General features: G+C 72.5%; 13 protein-coding genes. 11 read left to right on the top strand and 2 right to left on the bottom strand.

The genetic code is table 11. The features are described 5' to 3' along the window. Positions 1–219 precede the first annotated feature (219 nt). The 3 genes from ACZ7KX_RS18080 to ACZ7KX_RS18070 all read left to right on the top strand — a co-directional run bounded on the left by ACZ7KX_RS18080 (position 220) and on the right by ACZ7KX_RS18070 (position 4,882). A complete protein-coding gene (locus tag ACZ7KX_RS18080; protein ID WP_470327277.1) occupies positions 220–2,799 on the top strand; it encodes an FHA domain-containing protein in 2,580 nt (859 codons plus the stop codon). A gap of 222 nt (positions 2,800–3,021) precedes the next feature. Continuing rightward, positions 3,022–4,221 (top strand): GAF domain-containing sensor histidine kinase, encoded by a 1,200-nt coding sequence (locus ACZ7KX_RS18075; protein ID WP_470327276.1) that lies wholly within the window; start codon positions 3,022–3,024, stop codon positions 4,219–4,221. Beyond that, a complete protein-coding gene (locus tag ACZ7KX_RS18070; RefSeq protein WP_470327275.1) occupies positions 4,214–4,882 on the top strand; it encodes a response regulator in 669 nt (222 codons plus the stop codon). Before ACZ7KX_RS18075 ends, ACZ7KX_RS18070 begins: the two co-directional genes overlap by 8 nt. A 219-nt stretch (positions 4,883–5,101) precedes the next feature. On the opposite strand, the gene ACZ7KX_RS18065 is transcribed toward ACZ7KX_RS18070, so the two are convergent. After that, positions 5,102–5,905 (bottom strand): hypothetical protein, encoded by an 804-nt coding sequence (locus tag ACZ7KX_RS18065; protein WP_470327274.1) that lies wholly within the window; start codon positions 5,903–5,905, stop codon positions 5,102–5,104. 148 nt (positions 5,906–6,053) lie between these two features. Between ACZ7KX_RS18065 and ACZ7KX_RS18060 the strand changes: the two genes are divergently transcribed. The 7 genes from ACZ7KX_RS18060 (at position 6,054) to ACZ7KX_RS18030 (ending at position 12,361) form a co-directional block, all read left to right on the top strand. Then, complete coding sequence (locus tag ACZ7KX_RS18060) at positions 6,054–6,845, top strand: ABC transporter ATP-binding protein (protein ID WP_350525255.1); 792 nt, start codon at positions 6,054–6,056, stop codon at positions 6,843–6,845. Between the two features lie 178 nt (positions 6,846–7,023). Further along, positions 7,024–7,446 carry an NfeD family protein gene (locus ACZ7KX_RS18055; RefSeq protein WP_350525254.1) on the top strand — a complete coding sequence of 141 codons (423 nt, stop codon included), beginning with the start codon at positions 7,024–7,026 and terminating at the stop codon, positions 7,444–7,446. Between the two features lie 10 nt (positions 7,447–7,456). Then, on the top strand, positions 7,457–8,506 hold the full coding sequence (locus ACZ7KX_RS18050; RefSeq protein WP_350525253.1) for an SPFH domain-containing protein: 1,050 nt from the start codon (positions 7,457–7,459) through the stop codon (positions 8,504–8,506). A 216-nt stretch (positions 8,507–8,722) separates the two neighbouring features. Beyond that, positions 8,723–9,481, top strand: a complete 759-nt coding sequence (locus ACZ7KX_RS18045) for a sulfite exporter TauE/SafE family protein (RefSeq protein ID WP_470327273.1) — start codon at positions 8,723–8,725, stop codon at positions 9,479–9,481. A 117-nt stretch (positions 9,482–9,598) separates the two neighbouring features. Then, the gene (locus tag ACZ7KX_RS18040) at positions 9,599–9,778 is read left to right on the top strand and encodes a DUF1272 domain-containing protein (RefSeq protein WP_470327272.1); all 180 of its coding nucleotides are present in this window, start codon (positions 9,599–9,601) and stop codon (positions 9,776–9,778) included. A gap of 61 nt (positions 9,779–9,839) precedes the next feature. Further along, positions 9,840–10,145, top strand: a complete 306-nt coding sequence (locus tag ACZ7KX_RS18035; RefSeq protein ID WP_350525250.1) for a 4a-hydroxytetrahydrobiopterin dehydratase — start codon at positions 9,840–9,842, stop codon at positions 10,143–10,145. A 116-nt stretch (positions 10,146–10,261) separates the two neighbouring features. Next, positions 10,262–12,361, top strand: a complete 2,100-nt coding sequence (locus ACZ7KX_RS18030; protein ID WP_470327271.1) for an outer membrane protein assembly factor BamB family protein — start codon at positions 10,262–10,264, stop codon at positions 12,359–12,361. An 81-nt stretch (positions 12,362–12,442) separates the two neighbouring features. Here ACZ7KX_RS18030 and ACZ7KX_RS18025 read toward each other — a convergent pair whose 3' ends face one another. Then, positions 12,443–12,973 carry an HNH endonuclease gene (locus ACZ7KX_RS18025; RefSeq protein ID WP_350525248.1) on the bottom strand — a complete coding sequence of 177 codons (531 nt, stop codon included), beginning with the start codon at positions 12,971–12,973 and terminating at the stop codon, positions 12,443–12,445. 316 nt (positions 12,974–13,289) lie between these two features. Here ACZ7KX_RS18025 and tyrS point away from each other — a divergent pair, with 316 nt between their 5' ends. Further along, complete coding sequence (gene tyrS / locus ACZ7KX_RS18020; protein ID WP_350634234.1) at positions 13,290–14,558, top strand: tyrosine--tRNA ligase; 1,269 nt, start codon at positions 13,290–13,292, stop codon at positions 14,556–14,558. Positions 14,559–15,053: the final 495 nt, after the last annotated feature.

The raw sequence follows: 15,053 nt of genomic DNA, 5'->3' as shown, positions 1-15,053 counted from the left end.
CTCCCACGCTACCCGTCGGCGGGTGGCCCGAGGGCACCCGTCCCACCTCGCGGGACGCCGCGGTCGCACGCTCCGGTAGCAGCCTGGTCACAGTCACCCGGGCCGACTTTCATCGGCGGTCGGCGGGCTGGAATGATTCCCCCCGTCAGTCATCAGGAACATCGCACCCCCGGCGGGGGGCCAAATTCGGGGGAACCGAGAGAGCGGGGCAGGCGAGCAGTGCCGCAACTCGTCATTGAGATCAACGGACAGCAGCGGACTCTGGAGCCCGGGCGGTCCTACACCATCGGGCGCAACCCGCAGTCGGACTTCCCGTTCGACGACGCCAGGGTCTCCTGGCACCACGGGACCATCAGCTTCAACGGCAGCGGTTGGCAGCTGGACGACCACGGCAGCACCAACGGCACGTACGTCGCCGGCGCCCGCACCATGCAGGCCCAGCTGTTCCCCGGAGCCGTCGTCAACCTGGGCAACCCGGAGAACGGCCCCCGGCTCGGTTTCTCCGCGCCGGCACAGGCAGCCGCCCCGCACACCACCCCCGTGCACGAGGCCGCCACCGCCCGCGGACCCGTGCCGCAGCCGCAGGCCTGGCCGCAGCAGGACCCGTACCAGCAGCCGCAGCAGCAGGCGTGGGCAGGCCAGCAGCAGGCCCAGCAGCCGTTCCCGCAGCAGCAGCAGTACGCGCCGCAGGCCCAGCACGGCTTCCCGCAGCAGCAGGGCTTCCCGCACGACCAGGGCTTCACCCCGCCGCCGCAGCAGCACGACGGCGGTGGTCCGCAGCCGACGATGATCCGCCGGCTGGCCGACATGACGCGCACGCTGCGCATCGGCCGTGCGCTCGACAACGACATCGTGGTCTCGGACCTCCAGGTGTCCCGCCACCACGCCGAGCTGCGCCAACTGCCGGACGGCCGCTGGGAGATCGTCGACCTCGGCAGCCACAACGGCATCTTCCTCAACGGCCAGCGGGTCCAGCGTCAGCTGATGGGGGCGCAGGACCGACTGACCGTCGGCCACTCCACCTTCACCCTGGTCGGCGACCAGCTGCAGGAGTTCGTCGACACCGGCGCCGTCTCCTTCTCCGCCCGCCACCTGACCGTCGAGGTCGAGCACAAGGGCGCCAAGAAGATCCTGCTCAACGACGTCAGCTTCGGCGTCCCGGAGAAGTCCCTGGTCGCGGTCATCGGCCCGTCCGGCTCCGGCAAGTCCACCCTGCTGCGCGCCCTCACCGGCTACCGCCCCGCCGACCGCGGCGAGGTGCTGTACGACGGGCGCAACCTCTACAAGCAGTTCGCCGAACTCCGCTCGCGCATCGGCCTGGTGCCGCAGTCCGAGATCCTGCACCGCGAGCTCACCGTCCGGAAGGGCCTCAAGTACGCGGCCCGGCTGCGCTTCCCCGGCGACACCGAGGCCCGCGAGCGCGACGCCCGGATCGACGAGGTGCTGTACGAGCTGCGCCTGGACAAGCGCGCCGACAACAAGATCACCGCGCTCTCCGGCGGCCAGCAGAAGCGCGTCTCGGTCGCCCTGGAGCTGCTCACCAAGCCGTCGCTGATCTTCCTGGACGAGCCCACCTCGGGCCTCGACCCGGGCATGGACCGCGAGGTCATGCAGATGCTGCGCGGCCTCGCCGACGACGGCCGCACCATCCTGGTCGTCACCCACTCGGTGGCCGAACTCGCGCTCTGCGACCGGCTGCTGGTGATGGCGCCGGGCGGTTCGGTGGCCTACTTCGGCCCGCCGGACGAGGCGCTGCACTTCTTCGGGTACGAGACCTGGGCGGACGTCTTCCAGGCCTTCGAGAACTACCCGGACCACGACTGGGCCGGCCGCTACCGCGGTTCGGTGCACTACCAGCAGTACTCCGCCCCGACCGTCGAGGCGGGCGAGGTGCAGCACGTCCAGGTCGCCCAGGAGGCCGTCAAGCCGCCGAAGCCGCAGAGCTGGGGCTCCCAGCTGTGGACCCTGATGCGGCGCTACATGTCGGTGCTCGCCTCGGACCGGGGCTTCCTGGCACTGTCGGTGCTGCTGCCCGCGGTCATCGGCGCGGTCAGCGTGCTGATCCCCAACGCGCCGGGGCTCGCGCCTAACCCGAAGTCGCAGCTCGGACTGAACAGCGGGGCCGCGACGATCCTGCTGATCCTGGCCATCGGGGCCTGCTTCTCCGGCGCCGCCAACTCGGTCCGGGAACTGATCAAGGAACGGGCGATCTACGAACGGGAACGGGCCACCGGGCTCTCCCGGTCGGCGTACATGATGTCCAAGATCATCGTGCTGGGCTTCTTCAGCGTGATCCAGGGCGCCATCATCTCCGCCGTCGGCTTCCTGCCGCGCAAGCTCCCCGAGCACGGCCTGATCGTCAAGAACCTGCCGATCATCGAGATGACCATCGGCATGATCCTGCTCAGCTTCGCCGCCATGATGTTCGGGCTGATGATCTCCGCCCTGGTGAAGACCGCCGAGAAGACCATGCCGCTGCTGGTCATGTTCGCCATCGTCCAGGTCGTCTTCACCGGCTGCCTGTTCCAGATCTTCGGCAAGCCCGGCCTGGAGCAGGTCGCCTGGCTGATGCCGGCCCGCTGGGGCACCGGCATCGTCTCCACCACGCTCGACCTGTCCAAGCTCATGGGCCCCTGGAACAAGGACTTCCAGCACCCGGACTACGACCCGCTGTGGGAGCACAGCGTCACCCAGTGGGCGATCGACGCGGGCGTGCTCGTCGTGATCTCGATCGCGATCGGCGTCCTGGTCACCCGGCTCCAGCGCCGGCACGAGCCCGAGGTCATGCAGAAGGGCTGAGCCCTCGCCCGACCGCCGAGGGGCGGCCTTCCCGAACGGGGAGGCCGCCCCTCGGCGTCGTGGGCCCGGTGGCGCCCGCGGGGCCCGCGGCCGACCGCGGCCTGCCGACGCGGCGCGGGCCCGACGGCGCCGCGTGGGTCCGACGGCCTAGGTCCCCGGACCTGCGCCCGCCCCGGCCGCAGGCGGACGCGACCGCCCCGGCCGCGGCGGTAGTTTGGCGGTATGCCCAGCACCACCGGAGACCACCCGGCCCCCCGGGGCCCACTGCCCGCCTGCGACCCCTGCCTGTCCGGGATCGAGGCCGTCAGCCAGGCGCTGCTCGCCATGAGCCGACACCTGGAGGTCCGCGAGGTGCTGCGCCGCATCACCGCCTCCGCCCGGGAACTGCTCGGCGCCGAGTACGCGGCCCTCGGCGTGCCCGACGACCACGGCGGCTTCGCCCAGTTCGTGGTCGACGGCGTCACCGACGAGCAGTGGCGGGCGATCGGCCCGCTGCCCCGCCAGCACGGCGTGCTCGCCGCGATGCTGCACGAGACCGGCCCCATCCGCCTCGCCGACGTCCGCCGGGCGCCCGCCTTCGGAGGCTGGCCCTCCGCCCACCCCGAGATGGACGCCTTCCTCGGCATGCCGATCCTGGACACCGACGCGGCCGAGGACGAACCGCAGGTGCTGGGCGTCGTCTTCCTCGCCAACAAGCGCGGTGGCGGCCTCTTCACCGACCACGACGAGGAACTGCTGCGGATCCTCGCCGCCCACGCCGCCCTCGCCCTCTCCAACGCCCGGCTGTACGAGCGCAGCCGCGAACTGACCCTGGCCGGCGAGCGCGCCCGGATCGCGCACGACCTGCACGACGCCGTCTCGCAGAAGCTCTTCTCGCTGCGCCTCACCGCCAAGGCCGCCGCCAAGCTCGTCGACCGCGACCCGGCCCGGGCCCGCGCCGAACTCGCCGAGGTGGCCCGGCTGGCCGCCGAAGCCGCCGACGAACTGCGCGCCGTCGTCGTGGAGTTGCGCCCCGCGGCACTGGAGGAGGACGGGCTGAGCGCCACCCTCGCCTCCCAGGTGCAGCTCCTCGACCGGGCGCACACCGCCGACGTCGCCTACGCCGCCGACGGCGTCCGCGCCCTGCCGCCCGCCCAGGAAGCCGCCCTGCTGCGGGTCGCCCAGGAGGCGCTGCACAACGCGCTGCGGCACTCCGACGCCGGCCGGGTCACCGTCACCCTGGCCGGGACGCCCGCGCGCGGCGCCGTGCTGCGGGTGCGCGACGACGGGCGCGGCTTCGACCCCGAATCCGTCCGCCGGGCCGGCCGCCACCTCGGCCTGGCCTCGATGCGCGACCGCGCGGCCGCCGTCGGCGGCACGCTCACCCTGGAGTCGGCCCCCGGCCGGGGGACGCTCGTCGAGATGGAGGTCCCCGGTGCCTGAGAGCACACCGTCGATCCGCGTCCTGTTGGTCGACGACCACCAGGTGGTCCGGCGCGGGCTGCGCACCTTCCTGGAGGTCCAGGACGACATCGAGGTGGTCGGGGAGGCCGCCGACGGGGCGGAGGGCGTCGAGCGGGCCCGCGCACTCGACCCCGACGTGGTCCTGATGGACCTCAAGATGCCCGGCGTCGACGGGATCGAGGCGCTGCGCACCCTCAAGGGCGAGGGCAGCCGGGCCCGGATCCTGATCGTCACCAGCTTCACCGAGCACCGCACGATGGTCCCCGCGCTGCGGGCCGGCGCCGCCGGGTACGTCTACAAGGACGTGGACCCGGAGGCGCTGGCCGGGGCGATCCGCTCGGTGCACGCCGGCCACGTGCTGCTCCAGCCGGAGCTGGCCGAGGCCCTGCTCTCCGACGACGGCCCGCGCGCCCCGCAGGGCCGCGGCGGCACCCTCACCGAACGCGAGCGCGAGGTGCTCGGCCACATCGCCGACGGCCGCTCCAACCGGGAGATCGCGCGCAGCCTGCACCTGTCGGAGAAGACGGTGAAGACCCACGTCTCCAACATCCTGATGAAGCTGGACCTCGCGGACCGCACGCAGGCCGCGCTCTGGGCGGTCCGCAACGGCGAGGCCCGGGACGCCGCCCGGGGCGCCTGAGGGGATGTCAGCGGGGTGTGCGGGGGTGGGTGCTGACACCACATCGAGGGGGAGCCGCGGGGGAGCCGCGCACGGTCTACGGGCCGGTCGCACCGGCCGGGGCGGACCCGTGGCGTTGACACCGCGGCCCGCCCCGGCGGTGCGCACCGTCGAACGGTCCGGCGTCCGGTGCGCGAGGGGTCGGATTCCGGCCAGGTGCGAGAGCCGTCCCGCGCGCCCTCAGCGGGCCTCGCGCTCGTCCACCAAGGCGTTGTAGGCGGCCACCTGGGCCCGTCGGGCGGTGCGCCGCAGCGGCGCCAGGACGGACTGCCGCGCAGCCATCTCGGAGGCGCTGACGGCCGCGCCGTGGCCGCCGGAGGCGATCGACAGCAGGGCCGACACCTGCCGGGCCGACTCCAGCACCCGCACCGCACGCGGCGGGTAGCCGGGCGCCAGCAGCTCGGCGTGCCCGCGCCGGCGGTACGCCTCCAGGGCGCGCAGCGCCTCCGGCCCGGCGCCGGCCACGTCGAGCCGGGTGAGCAGCACGGTCGCCTCGCGCAGCCCGTCCGCCAGCTCGCGCTCGGCCTCGTGCAGCGACGGCACGTCCGCCGGCGGTGTGTCGTTCACCTCGGAGCAGCGCCACAGCACGGTCGCGGAGCGGTCCCCGGCCGGGCCGAACACCTCGACCTCCGGCACCAGCCCGAGCGGCACCCCCACCGCCAGGACGGCCTCGCCCGCGGCCATCGCGCGCTCGTTGAACGGCGCGGGGCCGGTCAGCCCCAGCGGGTGCCCGGCCGAGGGCAGCGCGAGGCGCAGGCCCTTCACCCCGAGCACCCGCAGCCGGCCCAGCGCCCAGGTCAGCCCGTGCTGCTCGCCCGGCTCGTCCCCGGGCAGCCCGGTCACCCGGTGGCTCTCGTCGGCGCCCAGCACGGCCGCGGCGGCGTTGTCGGGCGGCACCAGGCCCGCCAGCAGGGCGTTGCCCCAGGCGGCCAGCCGCCCCGAACGGGGCTCTTCGTACGGATTGTCGGCAGGAGTCGCGAGCATCCGGCCAGCCTACGGAATCGGCGGTCATCCGCGTGGCGTAGGTTTGCCCATGCGTGTGCGGCGCACCCACCCGTGCCCACCGGCTGCCGGAGTCGGCGTGCCGCCCGCACCGACGGCCGAGAATCTTGTTTTTGGGGAAGGCGTAGGCATGAGCGACGTGCTGGAGCTGGTGGACGTATCCGTGGTCCGGGAGGGGCGCGCGCTGGTCGACCAGGTCTCGTGGTCCATCTCCGAGGGTGAGCGCTGGGTCATCCTGGGCCCGAACGGCGCCGGCAAGACCACCCTGTTGCAGATCGCCTCCTCGTACCTGTTCCCGACCTCGGGCAAGGTCACCGTGCTGGGCGAGAAGCTGGGCGAGATCGACGTCTTCGAACTGCGCTCCCGGATCGGCCTGGCCGGCGCCGCCATGTTCGACAAGCTGCCGGCCGAGCAGACCGTGCTGCAGACCGTGCTCACCGCCGCCTACGGGATGACGGTCAGCTGGCAGGAGAGCTACGAGCAGTCGGACGAGTCCCGCGCCCTCGCGCTGCTCGACCGCCTCGGCATGGCCGGCCTCACCGGCCGCAAGTTCGGCACCCTCTCCGAGGGCGAGCGCAAGCGCACCCTGATCGCCCGCGCCCTGATGACCGACCCCGAGCTGCTGCTGCTCGACGAGCCGGCCGCCGGCCTGGACCTCGGCGGGCGCGAGGACCTGGTCCGCCGGCTCGGCGCGCTCGCCCAGGACGAGTTCGCCCCGGCGATGGCGATGGTCACCCACCACGTCGAGGAGATCGCCCCCGGCTTCACCCACGTCCTGATGATCCGCCAGGGCAAGGTGCTCACGGCGGGCCCGATCGACACCGAGCTGACCGCCCGCAACCTCTCCAAGTGCTTCGGCCTGCCGCTCACCCTGGAGCGCCACGGCGACCGTTGGTCGGCCCAGGGCCTGCCGCTGGGCTGACGCCCCGTCCGCCGCTCCTCCGCCCCCCGTTCCGCCCCCCGTTCCGCCCCCCGTTCCGCCCCCCGCTCCGCCCGTCCTGCGCAAGGCCGTCGGAACCGGTCGCACGTGCGACCGGTTTCCGCCCCTCGACCTGCGGGAACTGTCCGCCTCGAAGGCCTTCGCTCCCTAGGATGGACGTGTGGACAGCTGGATCTGGTGGCTCCTGGCCGCCGCAGGGCTCGGCATACCGCTGGTTCTCACCGCGATGCCGGAGTTCGCCATGTTCGCGGTCGGAGCTCTGGCCGCCGCCGGCGTGGCCGGGCTGGGCGGGGGAGTGGTCCTGGAGACCGTGACCTTCCTCCTGGTCTCGGTCGGGCTCGTGGTCTTCGTCCGCCCGATCGCCTACCGGCAGCTCCAGAAGGGCCCTCAGGTCAAGATGGGCATCGAGGCGCTGCACGGCGCCACCGCGGTCGTCGCGGAAACCGTCGACGGGGAGGGCGGCCGGATCAAGCTGAACGGCGAGATCTGGTCGGCCCGCGCGCTCCACCCGGAGCAGGTGTACCAGCCCGGGCAGCAGGTCGACGTCGTCGAAATCCAGGGCGCGACCGCCCTGGTCGTCTAGGGGAGAGTCCGTGGAACCCGTCCTTATCGTCCTGGTCGTCCTGGTCGTGGTGGCCTTCATCGCGCTGATCAAGACGATCCAGGTCATCCCACAGGCCAGCGCGGCGATCGTGGAGCGCTTCGGCCGCTACACCCGGACGCTCAACGCCGGACTGAACATCGTCGTCCCGTTCATCGACCGCGTCCGCAACCGGATCGACCTGCGCGAGCAGGTCGTCCCGTTCCCGCCGCAGCCGGTGATCACCCAGGACAACCTGGTCGTCAACATCGACACCGTCATCTACTACCAGGTCACCGACCCCCGCGCGGCCACCTACGAGGTCGCCAGCTACATCCAGGCGATCGAGCAGCTGACCGTCACCACGCTGCGCAACATCATCGGCTCGATGGACCTGGAGTCCACCCTGACCTCCCGCGAGGTCATCAACGCCGGTCTGCGCGGCGTCCTGGACGAGGCCACCGGCAAGTGGGGCATCCGGGTCAACCGCGTCGAGCTGAAGGCGATCGAGCCGCCGACCTCCATCCAGGACTCGATGGAGAAGCAGATGCGCGCCGACCGGGACAAGCGCGCCGCGATCCTCACCGCCGAGGGCCAGCGCCAGGCGCAGATCCTCAAGGCGGAGGGTGAGAAGCAGGCGGACGTCCTGCGGGCCGAGGGTGAGGCGCAGGCCGCGGTGCTGCGCGCCGACGGTGAGGCGGCCGCGATCCGGACGGTCTTCGAAGCCATCCACGACGGTGACGCCGACCAGAAGCTGCTCGCCTACCAGTATCTGCAGACCCTGCCCGAGCTGGCCAAGGGCGACTCCAACAAGCTCTGGATCATCCCGAGCGAGGTCGGCGACGCGCTCAAGGGCCTCGGCGGTGCCTTCAACGGCCTGACCGGCAACGGCGGCGGGATCAACGGCGGTGCCGTCGCGGCGCCGAGCGTCCCGAAGGCGTCCCCGGCCACCCAGGTGCCGATCGACCCGGCGTCCGGGCCGCGCCCGGTGGACACCGACAAGGGTGCCGCCCGTCCCCGGGTGGACCCGACCCGGGAGTTCCCCAAGATCGACCCGGAGTGACCCGGACCGCAGTGACGTGGCCGCAGTGAGTGGTCGAGACGTGCTCCGTCGAGGGCCCGCCGCCGTACGCCCCCCGTACGGCGGCGGGCCCTCGGGGTTTCCGCGGGCGCCGTCCGCGGCGGTGTGGCGTGCGTCCCGAATCGTGGGCGGGCCTGGCCGGGTGGGAGGGCGGTCCGGCATGATCCCCTCGGACAGGACCGAGAGGAGAAGTGACCCATGACGCCCTGGGAGGCGGTCGCCGTCCTGGTGGCCGGGGTCGGCGCCGGGATGATCAATGTGATCGTCGGTTCCGGCACCCTGATCACCTTTCCCGTCCTGCTCGCCGTCGGGATCCCGCCGGTCACCGCCAACGTCTCCAACTCCTTCGGTCTGGTGCCCGGTTCGCTCAGCGGCGTGATCGGCTACCGCCGCGAACTCGCCGACCAGGGGCGCCGGGTGCTGCGCCTGGGAACCGCCTCGCTGCTCGGCGGGCTGCTCGGCGCACTGCTGCTGATCAAGCTGCCGAGCGCGGCCTTCGACGCGATCGTCCCGGTGCTGATCCTGCTCGCGCTGGTCCTGGTGGTGATCCAGCCCCGGGTGGCCAGGGCCGTCGCCGCCCGCCGCCGGCCCGGTGGCGACCCGGACGGCAGCCCGGTGCTGCTGGTCGGGGTGTTCCTCACCGGCATCTACGGCGGCTACTTCGGCGCCGCCCAGGGTGTCCTGCTGATGGCGCTGATGGGCATGCTGCTGCAGGAGGACCTGCAGCGGATCAACGGGGTGAAGAACGCCCTGGCGATGATCGTCAACGCCGTCGCCGCGCTCTTCTTCCTGTTCACCTCGACCGTGAACTGGGCGGCGGCCGGGCTGATCGCGGTGGGTTCGCTGGTCGGCGGCCTGGTCGGCGCCAAGGTCGGCCGCCGGCTGCCGCCGGCCGTGCTGCGCGGGGTGATCGTGGTGGTCGGCCTCGCGGCGGTCACCAAGCTGCTGGTGGGGTGAGAGGCCGTCGGGCCGCCGTTGTTGTCGGACCGTCGTCGTCGGGTGGTCGGGTCGTAAGGCAGTCAGGCTGTACGGCTGTACAAATGTCGGATCGTACGAGAGTCGCAGGAGTAGGCCATGGCCCTGGAGATGCGTGAGACCTGCGAGCGCTGCGCGGTGTCGCTGACCGCCGACGGCGCCGCCTCGATATGTTCCTACGAGTGCACCTTCTGCCCGGATTGCACCGAGGCCATGGCCGGCGCCTGCCCGAACTGTGGCGGCGAGCTGGTGGCCCGTCCGCGTCGGAAGGCCGCCTGACCCCGGCACCCCGGAGGACCCCGGGCGCCCGGAGCACCGACGACCGAGCAGGAGCGCAGCGATGAGCAGCAGGGCACGGCTGAGCGAGGACGAGATCACGGCGGCCCTGGCGGCGCTGCCGCAGTGGACCCGCGAGGGCGACGGCATCGTCCGCAGCGCCGACGCCCCGGACTTCCCCGCGGGGATCCGGGTGGTCGTCGCCGTCGCCGAGCAGGCCGAGTCACTCGACCACCACCCCGACATCGACATCCGCTGGCGCACCCTGCGCTTCGTCCTGTCCACCCACAGCGCAGGCGGCCTCACCGGCCTGGACTTCACCCTGGCCGCCCGCATCGACGAGGCACTGCGCGCCGAGTCCGCGGCCTGATCCCGGCCGGCCGGCCCGCCGGTGACGTACGCCGAGGGCCCGGGTCGTCCCTCCGGGCGGGCGTGAGATGCTGACTGCCGCATCGGCAGGCAGGCGGGCACGGAGGGACGGAACGGATGGCGCAGGAGCCCTTCGGAGACGCCCACGCCGGGCAGCAGCCGTGGCACCCCCAGGGACAGCCGGGCCAGGGGCAGCAGGCCCAGGGCCTGGCGGACTGGCCGGGCGGCGGGTACTACGGGCAGCAGGCGCAGGAGCAGGCGCACTGGCAGCAGCAGTACGACCAGACCGGCTACGCGCACGCCGGTCACGGGCAGGCCGGCTACGGCCAGAGCGGCTACGACCAGGGCGACCACGGACAGGCCGGCCACGACCCCGGCGGGTACGCGCAGGGCGGCTACGGGCAGACCGGGTACGTCGAGGGCGGTTACGTCCAGGGGCAGTACGCAGGCCAGGACCAGTACGCCGGCCAGGACCAGTACCAGCCGTTCCCGGACCACGCACAGGCCGTGCAGTCCCCGCAGTACACGCCGTACCCCGAGCACGCGCAGCAGTACGCGCCGTACGCCGCCGCGCAGCCGGCCGGGGAGGGGCTGTACGTCCCGGCGGGAGCGGAGTACTCGGCGGACGGTTACGTGCACGTCGAGGAGGCCGAGCCGGAGCCGGAGTCGGCGCCGACCGGGCCGGGGAGGACGCCGGGGACGACCGGGGAGGACGCTCCGGAGCCCGAGGCCGAGGCCGGGTCCACCGCCCGGTCCGCGGCGCGCTCCCGGTCCGCCTCCCGCAGGGGCGGTGACGGCGGCTCCGGTCCCGCGTCGGGTACGGCGTCCGGCCCGAAGTCGGGTCCGGAGTCCGGCACCTCGCTGTCGGCCAAGGCCCGGAAGGCCGCCGACGCGGTGCTGACCGGGGAGCACGTGCCCAGCCGCAAGGCCCTGTTGGTGCGGGCCGGCGCCGGCGTGGCCGCACTGGGGGTGCTGGTCACGGCCGGTCTGATGGTCGGTGCGGAAGGCGGCGGCAGTGCGGCCGCTAGCAGCGGCGGCGAGCCCGGGTTCACCGTGGCGCACACCCGGGCGTGGTCCGCGCAGCCCGCCGCGGCCGGGCAGTCCGCGGGCGACGACACGCTGGTCGGGAGCTGGCTGCTGACGGACGCGGTGGTCCGGGCCGACGGCTCCGGGGTGCACGCGTACGACCGCGCCGGCGGCAAGTCGACCTGGTCGGTGGAGCCGCCGGCCGCCGGCGCCGTCCCCTGCGGACTGTCGACCGGCGTGAACCAGGCGGGCCTGGGCGCGGTGCTGTTCCGCCCGAAGGCGGACCCGAAGAGCCCCTGCGCGCTGGTGGCCGCCGTGGACACCAAGACGGGCAAGACGGCCTGGACCAAGACCCTCTCGGACACCAAGGGCGCCTACTCCGCGCGGGTCGGCGTCACCGAGGACAAGGTGGTCGCGATCGGCGACGACCACGCGGTGGCCTGGGAGTCGGCGGACGGCAAGGACGTCTGGCAGTACACCGGGCAGGGCAAGTTCTGCACCCTCTCCGGCGGCGTCAGCGGCAAGACCGTGCTGGTGGCCTCCTCCTGCGCCGACTCGACACCCGCCGACCAGGCCGTCTCGCTGAACGTCGCGGACGGCAAGGTCGGCTGGTGGCGGGGCCTGAACAACCAGCCCAAGACGGTGACCGTGCTGTCCGCGGAGCCCGCTGCGGTCCTCACAACCGGCGACAAGCCGGAGAACGACCGGGTGTTCGCCTGGGGCGCCGCCGGGGACCCGGCCGCCGAGATCCCGGTGGTCACGGAGGGCGGCCGGCTGGACGTCACCCACGGCGCCTTCACGGCCACTCCCGAGGTGTTCTTCGAGGGCCGCACGATGGTCACCACCCTGACCCCGGCGAACGGCGGCGGGCCGGCCGCCGCGGTCGGCTACGACCTGGAGACCGGCAAGCAGCGCTGGAAGGTCCCGATGTCGGCCAAGGGCACCACCCGGGCGGTCGGCATCGACGGCGGCTCGCTGGTGATCGCCGCCGACGAGCGCCGTGACCAGCCCGCCCACCTGACCCGGTTCCCGCTGGCCGGCGGCGGGGAGGCGACCGGCGGCAACTTCCCGCCCGGGACCGGTTCGCTGCTGGTCTCCGGGCGGGTCCTGATCGGCGGCGGTCAGGTGGTCGTGGTTCCCGAGCACTCGGCCAACTACGGCACAGCGGCCGGGTACCAGGCGAAGGGCTGAGGCCGCTTCCTCCGCCGACCCCGGCCGGGGGGCCTACGCCGTCCCCGGCCGGCGGGCTGCTTCCGCGGCCCCGTCCCGGGGCTACGCGGCCGGGACGGGCAGGCCCGGCACCGGCGGCAGCCAGTCCGCGAGCTCCCGCGCCTCCGAGCCGCGCAGGCCGAGCGCCAGCATCAGACTGGCCTGCGGGGTCGGCACGAACGGGCGCCGCAGCAGCTTCATCCCGGCCTGCTCCGGTGTCCGGTCGGCCTTGCGCTGGTTGTCCTCCGCGCACGCGGCCACGGTGTTCAGCCAACTGTCGGCACCACCGCGCGACTTGGGCTGCAGGTGGTCCACCGTGGTGGCCCGCCGCCCGCAGTACGCGCACAGGTGCTGGTCCCTGGCCAGGACACCCCGCCGCGTCCACGGGGCTTGTTGTCGGAACGGGACCCGTACGTACCGTTGCAGTCTGATCACCCTCGGGACCGGGACGGCGACACCCGTCCCCCGGATCGAGCGCAGCGGGTGCGCCTGCTCCACCACCGCCTTGTCCTGGAGCACCAGGACGACGGCGCGCTGAAGCGACACCGTCGTCAGGGGCTCGTAGCTCGCGTTCAGAACCAGCGTGTTGCGCACTCGGCACACCCTTCCCACGGGCGTGCCACGGCGGCACGACCGTCTCCACACACGTCACTGCCGCCGCACGGCGGTGACACCACTCTGAACGGGCCCGCAGCCGACGAACAACGGAATTTCCGGTATCGCGGAAGGGCCCGGGGGAGCGGGACGCCGCAGCCGGGAGGGTGCTCAGGGGGAAACGAGGGGGTGCCTCGGGGAAAACTCGCTGGCCGGAACCGCGTAGGCTCTATCAGGCTGGAGTCGTACCGACCCGGGGCCCGGACGGAACCGGGCCGCAAACGGGCGGACGCCCGACAGAAGGAGAAGCGTGACCGTGACGGACATCGTCGACGAGCTGCGGTGGCGTGGGCTGATCGCCCTGTCCACCGACGAGGACGCACTGCGCAAGGCGTTCGCGGACGGCCCGGTCACGTTCTATTGCGGCTTCGACCCGACGGCCCCCAGCCTGCACCTCGGCAACCTGGTGCAGATCCTCACCATGCGCCGCATCCAGCAGGCGGGGAACCTCCCGCTCGGCCTGGTCGGCGGCGCCACCGGCCTGATCGGGGACCCGAAGCCCACCGCCGAGCGCGTGCTCAACGACCCCGAGACGGTGGCCGGCTGGGTGGAGCGCCTGCGCGGCCAGATCTCGCGCTTCCTCGACTTCGAGGGCCCGTACGCGGCGCGCATGGTCAACAACCTGGACTGGACGTCCGGGATGTCGGCGATCAGCCTGCTGCGTGACGTGGGCAAGTACTTCCGGGTCAACAACATGATCGCGAAGGAGGCCGTCGCCCGACGGCTCAACTCTGACGCGGGCATCAGCTACACCGAGTTCAGCTACCAGATCCTCCAGGGCATGGACTACCTGGAGCTGAACCGCCGCTACGGCTGCAGCCTGCAGACCGGCGGCAGCGACCAGTGGGGCAACCTGACCGCCGGCACGGACCTGATCCGCAAGGCCGACGGCAAGTCCGTCCATGCGCTGGCCACGCCGCTGATCGTCAAGGCCGACGGCACCAAGTTCGGCAAGACCGAGTCCGGCACGGTCTGGCTCGACCCCGAGCTGACCACTCCGTACGCCTTCTACCAGTTCTGGCTGAACGCGGACGACCGGGACGTCTCCAACTTCCTGCGGATCTTCAGCTTCCGCTCGAAGGAGGAGATCGAGGAGCTGGAGCGCGAGACCAGCGAGCGCCCCGCCGCCCGCCTCGCCCAGCGTGCCCTCGCCGAGGAACTCACCACCCTCGTCCACGGCGCCGAGCAGTACGAGCGCGCGGTCGCCGCGTCCAAGGCGCTGTTCGGCCAGGGCGACCTCGCCGACCTGGAGGCCCCGACCCTGGCGGCCGCCCTGGCCGAGGTCCCGAAGGCCGAGGTCTCCGAACTCCAGCCGGTGGTCGACCTGTTGGTCGCCGTCGGCCTGGCGCCGAGCCGTTCGGCCGCGCGTCGGACGATCAAGGAGGGCGGTGCCTACCTCAACAACGTCAAGGTGACGGACGAGGAGGCGGTGCCGACCGAGGCCGACCTGCTGCACGGCCGCTGGCTGGTGCTGCGGCGCGGCAAGCGCAACCTGGCGGCGGCGGAGCTGGTCTCCGCCGGCTGACTCGTCGGCTGGCTGACGCGCCGGCCGACTGACTCGGCTGGCTGAAAGCGCACCCGCTCTGAGCTGTGGCTTCGAGCATCGAGGGCCGGATCTGGACAGATCCGGCCCTCGACGTTTGACGATGTCGTCGAGGTGGCCTAGTGTTGAACGAGTCGCTGGAGCGGCCACCCCGTCCGGCAAGACCCACTCTCACTTCTCGCAACCCATTCACATGGGTTCGTTGGCGTTTCCGTCAACAGAGTGTGAGTGTGAATTTCGAGTGACACTCGGAATGCGCTAACGTGGTGGATGTCGCGAAAGCGGCCCCGACCAGTTCGGGAAATCGGATGAATGAAACTCCGGAAAACGGAGCGGAAAACGTCTGATAAGCTGGAAACACGAAAGAACGAAGCCCGGAGGTTCCGCTGGAAGGCGGTCCGAAGGAAGCGTCCGTTCCTTGAGAACTCAACAGCGTGCCAAAAGTCAACGCCAGATATGTTGACATCCCCGGCCTCG

It is taken from the genome of Kitasatospora sp. NPDC038210 (genome assembly GCF_055600605.1).
Note: the sequence above shows the minus strand (reverse complement) of the source record. Positions and strands in the feature narration are given on the sequence as shown.

Coding starts and splice junctions, on each gene's coding strand:
- ACZ7KX_RS18075 (WP_470327276.1), top strand. CDS start 3,022: ATGCCCAGCACCACCGGAGACCACCCGGCCCCCCGGGGCCCACTGCCC.
- ACZ7KX_RS18065 (WP_470327274.1), bottom strand. CDS start 5,905: ATGCTCGCGACTCCTGCCGACAATCCGTACGAAGAGCCCCGTTCGGGG.
- ACZ7KX_RS18060 (WP_350525255.1), top strand. CDS start 6,054: ATGAGCGACGTGCTGGAGCTGGTGGACGTATCCGTGGTCCGGGAGGGG.
- ACZ7KX_RS18045 (WP_470327273.1), top strand. CDS start 8,723: ATGACGCCCTGGGAGGCGGTCGCCGTCCTGGTGGCCGGGGTCGGCGCC.
- ACZ7KX_RS18040 (WP_470327272.1), top strand. CDS start 9,599: ATGGCCCTGGAGATGCGTGAGACCTGCGAGCGCTGCGCGGTGTCGCTG.
- ACZ7KX_RS18035 (WP_350525250.1), top strand. CDS start 9,840: ATGAGCAGCAGGGCACGGCTGAGCGAGGACGAGATCACGGCGGCCCTG.
- ACZ7KX_RS18030 (WP_470327271.1), top strand. CDS start 10,262: ATGGCGCAGGAGCCCTTCGGAGACGCCCACGCCGGGCAGCAGCCGTGG.